Origin of the sequence: Tsukamurella sp. M9C (genome assembly GCF_020169415.1) — a bacterium.
Classification (GTDB): Bacteria; Actinomycetota; Actinomycetes; order Mycobacteriales; family Mycobacteriaceae; genus Tsukamurella.
Map to the genome: position 1 here is coordinate 64,498 of NZ_JAIULG010000020.1, position 7,562 is coordinate 72,059.

Here is a 7,562-nt window from a genome sequence, read left to right on the forward strand (position 1 = left end):
TGCCGGGACTACTTCGGCAGCTTGGGCTTGATCTGCGAGTCGATCTTGCCCTGGATGGTCTTCTGCAGCGCCCCGAGCACGGCCGCGGCGTCGCCGCCGGTCGCGATCTGCTGCAGCGCCCGGCCGATGTCCTCGCCGCCGCCCGGCACGAAGACGCGGGCGTTGTCCTGGCTGCGGGTCAGCGGGAGCTGCTTGACGGCGGTGCCGAAGTTCGGGTTCTTCTCGATGAAGGCCTTCATCGAGGGCTCGTCGACGGCGGCCTTACGCACCGGCATGTACCCGGTGGCCTGCGAGAACTTCGAGGTGTTCGCCGTGTTGGTGAGGAACTCGATGAACTTCACCGCGGCGGCCTTGCGCTCGGCCGAGATGCCCTCGGCCACCGCGACACCCGCGCCGCCGGTGGGGCACGACTTGCCGGCGGGGCCGGGGAGGAAGGCGGTGCCGAGCTCGAACTTGGCGGTGGTGCTGATCGTCTTGAGCGAGCCGGTGGACTGCAGGGTGACGGCGGCCAGGCCGGCGCCGAAGTCGTTCTCCGGCGTGGTGGCCAGGCGGCCCCACTTGCCGATGACGTCCTTGAGCTGGTTGGCCGCGGCGATCGACTCCGGGGTGGTGAACTTGAGGTCCCAGCCGTCGGAGTAGGCGCCGCCCTTGGACCAGTTCCAGCCCTCGAAGACCCAGTCGATGTAGTTCTCGCCGTCGGCGATCACGATGGCCTTCTTGTCGCCGCCGATGGCCTCCTGGATGCGGGGCGCCCACTGCGCGAACTCGTCCCAGTCCTTGGGGCCGCGGTCCTCGAGACCGGCCTTCTTCCAGACGTCCTTGTTGTAGTAGAACAGCGGCGTCGAACGGGCGAAGGGCACGGCGTAGTGCTTACCGTCGAACTTCGTGTCGGCGAGCAGGGAGTCGACGTAGTCCTCGGGCTTGAGGCCGGCGGCGCCGAAGAGGTCGTCAAGAGGCGCGATCTGCTTGTTCAGCGCGAAGTTGAACCAGGTGACGTCGGAGACGACGATGATGTCGGCCTTGTCGCCGCCGGACAGCGAGGTCTGGAACTTCTGGGCCACCTGCTCGTAGTTCTTGCCGCCGTCGAGCAGCTCCACTTTGATGCCGGGGTTGGCCTTCTGGAACTCGTCGATCAGCGCCTGCTCGGTCGCCTTCGAGCTGCCTGGGTGGTTGCTGAGGAAGCGCAGCGTGATGTCGCCGCCGCTGCCGCCGCTGCCCGAGTTCGACGAGCCGCCGCCCGAACCCGAGCCCGCGCACGCCGCCGCCACCGCCGCGGTCGCCGCGAGGCCGGTGACGAGGAATCCGCGCCGTGTGAAGTCGCCCATGAGTTTCTCCCTTGGTGTTTCTTCTGTGGTGGTCCCGGTCAGCCCTTGACGGCGCCGGAGGTCAGGCCCTTGATCATCTGCCGCTGCAGGATCAGGAAGACGATGAGCATCGGCAGGGCGGTGAGCAGGGTGGCCGCCATGACGGGCCCCCAGTTCACCCCCTGCTCGGTGTTCTGGAGCAGGGTGAGGCCGACGGGCAGCGGCGCGACGGCGGCGTTGTCCGACATGAGGAACGGCCAGAGGTACTCGTTCCACTCGTTCACCAGCGTGATGACCGCGAAGGCCACCATCGTGGGGATGGAGATCGGCAGGATCACCCGGAACAGCAGGCGCAGGTGACCGGCTCCGTCCATGCGCGCCGCCTCCACGATCTCCTTGGGCAGCGAGAGGAAGTGGTTGCGCATGAGGAAGGTGCCGAAGGCGACGCCCGCGAGCGGCAGGATGATGCCGACGAAGGTGTTGCGGTAGTCCGCCATGAGCGCGTAGTTCGAGATGACGGTGATCTGGTTGGGCACCATGAGCGCCGCGATCACGACGAGGAACAGCAGCTTCTTGAACGGGAAGCGCAGGAAGACCAGCGCGTAGGCGGTGCTCACGCCGAGGACGAACTTGATGGTCCCGGTGACGAGGGTGATGATCGCCGAGTTCCGCAGGTACTGCCAGTACGGGATCTCCTGCGTCACGTAGCTGTAGTTCTCGGGGTACCAGGTCGGCGGCCACCACGTCGCGGGCGAGACGAAGATGTCCGGCCGGTCCTTGAACGAGGTGATCACGATGAAGTACACGGGCACGGCCACGAGCAGCAGCGTCGCCGCCATTCCGAGGTAGCCGAGCGCCTTCATTCCGGTGGTGCCCGTGGGCGATCCGCTCACTTGTCGTCCCCCCGATCCATCATCCGCACCTGCACCACGGTCACGATGAGCAGCACGAGGAACATGATCGTCGCGATGGTCGCGCCGTAGCCGGCGCGTTGGTTCCGGAAGGTCTGCCAGTAGATGTCGAAGACCATCGTCGTGGTGCCGCCCTGCGGGCCGCCCGCGGGGAACATGATGTTGATGATGTCGAAGACCTGAAGGCTGTTGAGCAGCACGGTGATCGACAGGAAGTAGGTCGCGGGCCGCAGCTGCGGCAGCGTGACGCGCACGAACTTGCGCCACGGCGGCGTGCCGTCGATCGCGGCGGCCTCGTCGAGGTCCTTGTTGAGGCCCTGCAGCGCGGCGAGGTAGATGACGAAGGTGTAGCCCAGGTTCTTCCAGATGTAGGTGAAGGTCACCAGGAACAGCGCCCAGCCCGGATTCTGGTAGAAGTCCGGGCTCTCGATGCCGAGCCACGCCAGGATCGAGGCGACCGCCCCGAACTGCGGGTTGAAGACGAAGTAGAAGGCTGCGCCGATCGCCGCGCCCGAGATCACGAAGGGCGCGAAGACCGCGGAGCGGACCAGGTTGCGGCCCTTGAGGTTCTGATCGAGCAGCATCGCCAGCGCAAGGCCCAGCACCATGGAGAAGATGACCGCGCTCACCGTGAAGATCAGCGTGATCGTGACGACCTGCCAGCTCTCCGCCTTGGAGAAGAACTCGCGATAGTTGTCGAGACCGATCCACCGCGCCGGGTCCACGCTGGCGAGCGACCAGTCCTGGAAGCTCAGGCGCACGTTGTCGATCAGCGGGCGATAGGTGAAGACGGCCAGCAGCACCAGGTTCGGCACGACGAACAACAGGAACAGCAGGTTGTCCTTGAGTACCAGGTTGGCGGCCAGCCCCGTCTTGGGTGATGGCTCCACCCGTTCGGTCGTGGCGGTCACTGCCGTAGCGTGCTGCACTTCCCCGTCCGGCGGAGGAAGAACGGGAAAAGATTCGGTAACGAATTCATGATCGCACGGGGGCGGTGCGGCCGCCCGGCATGACAGATGTCATCGGGAATCGGTGACAACCTGCGGGAAACCGCTGACAGCGCGCACTACTGGGCGGCCCGGATCGCGGACAAGCTGAATGCATGAACGCCAACGATCTCCACACCGCCCACCGTCCCGACCATCCGCCGGCGGCACCGTCGTCCGGCGGGCTGCACGACTTCTTCGTCGACGTGTGCCGACTCGGCCCCGCCCCGACCCGGGCCCGCGAGGGCGCCGTGATCGTCGCGACGGTCGTGCTCATCGCGCTCGTCGTGGTCGTGCTGCAGCCGCCCGTCGTGCTGGCCTCGATCGTCGCCGGCGTCGCCGCGCTGCACCTCGCGGTGCGGTGGGTGCTCGGCATGCGGAAGTGGGACCGTCGATGAGCGCCCCCGCGTCCGCCCCCGGCCCCGTCATCGAGGCGACCGGTCTGCGCCGCACGTACGGCACCGGCGCCGACGCCTTCGAGGCCGTCCGCGGCATCGACCTGCGCGTCGAGGCCGGCGAGGTCTTCGCGCTCCTCGGCACCAACGGCGCCGGCAAGACCTCGACCCTCGACCTGCTGGAGGGCCTCGCCCGGCCCAGCGCCGGCGAGCTCGCCGTCTTCGGCCTCGACCCGCACGCCGAGCGGCGCCGGGTCCGCCCGCTGACCGGCATCATGCTGCAGTCCGGCGGCCTGCCCGCCGAGCTGACCGTGCGCGAGACCCTCGAGATGTGGCGCGGCACCTGCAGCAACCCCACCACCGCCGACGCCGTGCTCGACCGCGTGAACCTGCGCGAGCGCGCCGACGTCCGGGTGGGCGCCCTCTCGGGCGGCGAGCAGCGGCGCGTCGACCTGGCGTGCGCGCTCATCGGACAGCCGCGGCTGCTGTTCCTCGACGAGCCGACCACCGGCCTCGACCCCGAGAGCCGCCGCGCCACCTGGAAGCTGCTCAGCGAGCTCAAGCGCGACGGCGTCACGATGGTGCTCACCACGCACTACCTCGACGAGGCCGAGGCGCTCGCCGACCGCATCGCGATCATGCACCGTGGCGCGATCGCCCGGCTCGGGACGCTCCGCGAGATCGTCGGCGGCCACCCCGCCGAGATCTCGTTCGACGACCCCGGCGTGCCCCTGCCGTCGCTCGCCGACGGCTGGTCCGCCGCGGCCGACGGTGCCGGCCGCGTCACCCTGCGCACCTTCCGGTTGCAGGACGACCTGCACGCCCTCCTCGGGTGGGCCGCCGGCCGCGACCTCGCGCTGTCCGGGCTGCAGGCCCGGCACCCCTCCCTCGAGTCCGTCTTCCTCACCATCGCGAGCGGCGACGAGACCGTCGCCGACGAGCCGATCGGAGCCCCCGCATGACCGCCACCACCGCCGCGACCCCGTCCGCGCCCGCCGTCGGATACGGCCGGCACCCGCTGCGCGCCCTCGCGCACGCCGAGTTCCTGCAGTTCCGCCGGAACAAGACGCTGCTCTTCATGGGGACCGTCTTCCCCATCGGGACGCCGCTACTGCTGTTCTTCCTCGCCCGGGGCGATGCGGCCCCGAAGCCGCTCGGCGTGGCGATCACGATGGAGATGTTCGCCGTCTTCGCGCTGCTGTTCGTGCAGTACTACTCGGTGCTGTCGATGGTCACGACCCGTCGCTCCGAGGGCGTGCTCAAGCGCCTGCGCACCGGCGAGTCCTCCGACCTGCAGATCCTCGCCGCCCCCGCGGTGCCGGGCATCGCCCTCACCGTGCTCGGCGCGGTCATCGTGGCCGGCGCCGTGTACGGCGCGGGCGGGCCGCTGCCCGTGAACGCCCTGCTCATGGTATTCGCGCTCGCCGCGGGCCTGGTGATCTTCACGCTGCTCGCACTCGCCACCAGCGCCATGACCAAGAACGCCGAGGCCGCGCAGATCACGTCGATGCCCGTCATGGTGATCTCGATGGTGGGCATGGCGAACATCCGGCAGATCCTCCCGGACCGGCTCGCCCTGATCGCCGACTGGACGCCCTTCGCCGCGATCTCCGACCTCATCCGGCTGGGGCAGGCGGGCCTCGCGCCCGGCGCGCCCGACGACGCCGCGACGCTCGGCTTCGCCGCCACCTTCGGCGAGACCGGCCGCCCGCTTGCGACACTGGCGGTATGGACCGTGATCGCAGTCATCCTCGCGAAGAAGTGGTTCCGCTGGGACGACCGCGGGTGACGCCCGTTGCCGTCCCTCGTCCTCACTCGGAAGTGGTTCCGCTGGGACGACCGCGGGTGATCGAGTGATCCCCGCCCCGCTGCGCCGCGTCGTGGCGTGGTGGCGGGACATGCCGGGTGTGGAGAAGTACCGCCTCTACACCCGGCTCGTCCTGCAGAGCGTGATGGTCGGCGTGGTCACCATGCTCCTGGTCAGTGGCACCCGCGCCTGGCCGGCGATCGGCATCGTCATCGCCGGCCTCGCCTCGATCGCGGGGATCGAGGCACAGCCCGACCTCGCGATCCGCGCGACCGACCGCCAGCGACGCCTCGCCTGGCGGTTCGCGGTCGTAGGGGTCGCCGGCGTCTGGCTGGCCACCATCGTCGCCGCCCGATTCCCCGGCGTGGACAAGAACGAGGCCGCGGTCACCGCATCGATGACCTTCTTCATGGCGTCCGCGGGCGTGATCCCGTTCGTGCGGCACCGCTGGTTCGTCCTCGTCGCCGGCGCCGTCCTCACCCCGCTGCTCACCCGCGGGCCCGAAGCCTGGCAGGTCAGCTTCCTGCTGCTGGTGGTGGGGGCCGCACTGATGTGGACCTCGCGCAGCACCGTCTGGGGCATGCAGATCCTCACCGAGCTGGAGAACGGCAAGCGGCTCGCGGCCGAACTCGAGGTCGCCGAGGAACGCCTGCGCTTCTCCCGGGACCTGCACGATGTGGTCGGCCGCGCCTTCTCCGCCATCTCCGTCAAGAGCGAGCTCGCCGCCACGCTCGCCCGGGCGGGCGCCGTCGAACGCGCCGCCGGCGAGATGGACGAGGTCAAGGCCCTCGCGGTCTCCTCGATGGAGGATGCCCGCACCCTGGTCCGCGGCTACCGCGCCATCGACCTCGCCACCGAGGTCGCCGGAGCCCGCTCCCTGCTCTCCGCCGCGGGCTGCGAGCTCCGCGTCATCGGCGAGCCCGACGAGATCCCGCCCGCACTCCACGAGGCCGCCGCCTGGGTCGTCCGCGAGGGCACCACCAACATCGTCAAGCACTCCACGGCCACGCAGGCCGTGCTCACGCTGCGCCCGTCGGGCCTGGTCCTGCGCAACGACGGTGCCGGCCCCGCGACCGGGGGCGACGGCGCACCGTCGGGCATCGACGGGCTGCGCGGGCGGCTCCGGGCGGTGGGCGCGGCACTGGACGCCGCGCACGACGGCGACGAGTTCACCCTGACCGCAACCTGGGAGGCGGCATGACCGAGACACCCGAGATCGAGGTGGTCATCGCGGACGACGAGCACCTGATCCGCACGGCCGTGGCCGCGCTGCTCGACCTGGAACCGGACATCTCGGTGGCCGCGGAGGCGGCGTCGGGCACCGAGCTGATCGCGCTGTGGGAGCGCCGCGTCACCGAGGGCCTCCCGCCCGCGGTCGCGGTGATCGACCTGCAGATGCCCGGCCCGGACGGCATCGACACCGCGGCCGAGCTGCTGCGCCGGACGCCCGGCGCCGCGACGCTCATCGTGACCAGCCATGGACGGCCCGGCTACCTCAAGCGCGCCCTCGCGACGGGGGTCCGCGGCTTCCTGCCGAAGACGGTGCCGGCGGCCACGTTGGCGCAGGTCATCCGCACCGTCCACGGCGGCGGGCGGTACGTCGACCCCGAGCTGGCGGCGGAGGCGATCAGCGCGGGCGATTCGCCACTGACCCCGCGCGAGGCCGACGTGCTGGAGTTCGCCGTCGACGGCGCGTCGGTCGAGGAGATCGCGAAGCGGGCGCACCTCAGCGCGGGCACCACGCGTAACTATCTGTCGTCCGCGATGGCGAAGCTGGGAACCGCGAACCGGTACGAAGCGGCGGTGCGGGCCCGCGAGCTCGGCTGGATCCTGTGACCCTCGTCTCGGTGTAACGTACCCACGTCCCATGGCGATGCACCTGGTGCGTCCCTTACCCGAAAGGGTCACTTTCCGCTGGGGACGTTGAGTACAACGACCGAAGTGCGTAGACTTTCGGGATAATCTGGAACTGATCCAAACGTCGAAAGAGGAATGATGTCGACCCGCCAACTGACCCAGCTGGAGCTCCTGCAGGAGCTCTCCGGTGTCGCCGAGGACAACGTCAACCGCCATCTCTCGATGACGAAGGACTGGAGCCCCCACGACTACATCCCGTGGTCGGACGGCAAGAACTTCGCCGCCCTCGGCGGATCGGACTA

The 7,562-nt window shown here is 69.7% G+C and carries 9 protein-coding genes; 6 read left to right on the forward strand and 3 right to left on the reverse strand.

Going from position 1 to position 7,562, the window contains the following annotated elements; genetic code table 11:
* Nucleotides 1–8: 8 nt before the first annotated feature.
* Genes LB823_RS11950 through LB823_RS11960 form a run of 3 tightly spaced genes read right to left on the reverse strand, consistent with a single transcriptional unit; the run spans nt 9 to nt 3,126 of the window.
* Nucleotides 9–1,325, reverse strand: coding sequence for an ABC transporter substrate-binding protein (locus LB823_RS11950; RefSeq protein WP_224647383.1), 1,317 nt, complete (start codon nt 1,323–1,325; stop codon nt 9–11).
* A gap of 38 nt (nt 1,326–1,363) precedes the next feature.
* Nucleotides 1,364–2,167, reverse strand: a complete 804-nt coding sequence (locus LB823_RS11955) for a carbohydrate ABC transporter permease (protein ID WP_224647399.1) — start codon at nt 2,165–2,167, stop codon at nt 1,364–1,366.
* Nucleotides 2,168–2,193: 26 nt separating this feature from the next.
* Complete coding sequence (locus LB823_RS11960) at nt 2,194–3,126, reverse strand: carbohydrate ABC transporter permease (RefSeq protein WP_224647385.1); 933 nt, start codon at nt 3,124–3,126, stop codon at nt 2,194–2,196.
* A gap of 191 nt (nt 3,127–3,317) precedes the next feature.
* Here LB823_RS11960 and LB823_RS11965 point away from each other — a divergent pair, with 191 nt between their 5' ends.
* The 6 genes from LB823_RS11965 to LB823_RS11990 all read left to right on the forward strand — a co-directional run.
* Nucleotides 3,318–3,599 carry a hypothetical protein gene (locus LB823_RS11965; protein WP_224647387.1) on the forward strand — a complete coding sequence of 94 codons (282 nt, stop codon included), beginning with the start codon at nt 3,318–3,320 and terminating at the stop codon, nt 3,597–3,599.
* Nucleotides 3,596–4,558: an ABC transporter ATP-binding protein gene (locus LB823_RS11970; protein WP_224647389.1), complete on the forward strand. Its 963-nt coding sequence runs from the start codon at nt 3,596–3,598 to the stop codon at nt 4,556–4,558. Before LB823_RS11965 ends, LB823_RS11970 begins: the two co-directional genes overlap by 4 nt.
* A complete protein-coding gene (locus LB823_RS11975) occupies nt 4,555–5,385 on the forward strand; it encodes an ABC transporter permease (protein ID WP_224647391.1) in 831 nt (276 codons plus the stop codon). Before LB823_RS11970 ends, LB823_RS11975 begins: the two co-directional genes overlap by 4 nt.
* 64 nt (nt 5,386–5,449) lie before the next feature.
* On the forward strand, nt 5,450–6,604 hold the full coding sequence (locus tag LB823_RS11980; protein ID WP_224647393.1) for a histidine kinase: 1,155 nt from the start codon (nt 5,450–5,452) through the stop codon (nt 6,602–6,604).
* Nucleotides 6,601–7,239: a response regulator transcription factor gene (locus tag LB823_RS11985; RefSeq protein WP_224647394.1), complete on the forward strand. Its 639-nt coding sequence runs from the start codon at nt 6,601–6,603 to the stop codon at nt 7,237–7,239. Before LB823_RS11980 ends, LB823_RS11985 begins: the two co-directional genes overlap by 4 nt.
* A gap of 156 nt (nt 7,240–7,395) precedes the next feature.
* Nucleotides 7,396–7,562 (forward strand): acyl-ACP desaturase (locus LB823_RS11990; RefSeq protein WP_224647400.1); only part of this gene is annotated, 167 nt, incomplete at its 3' end.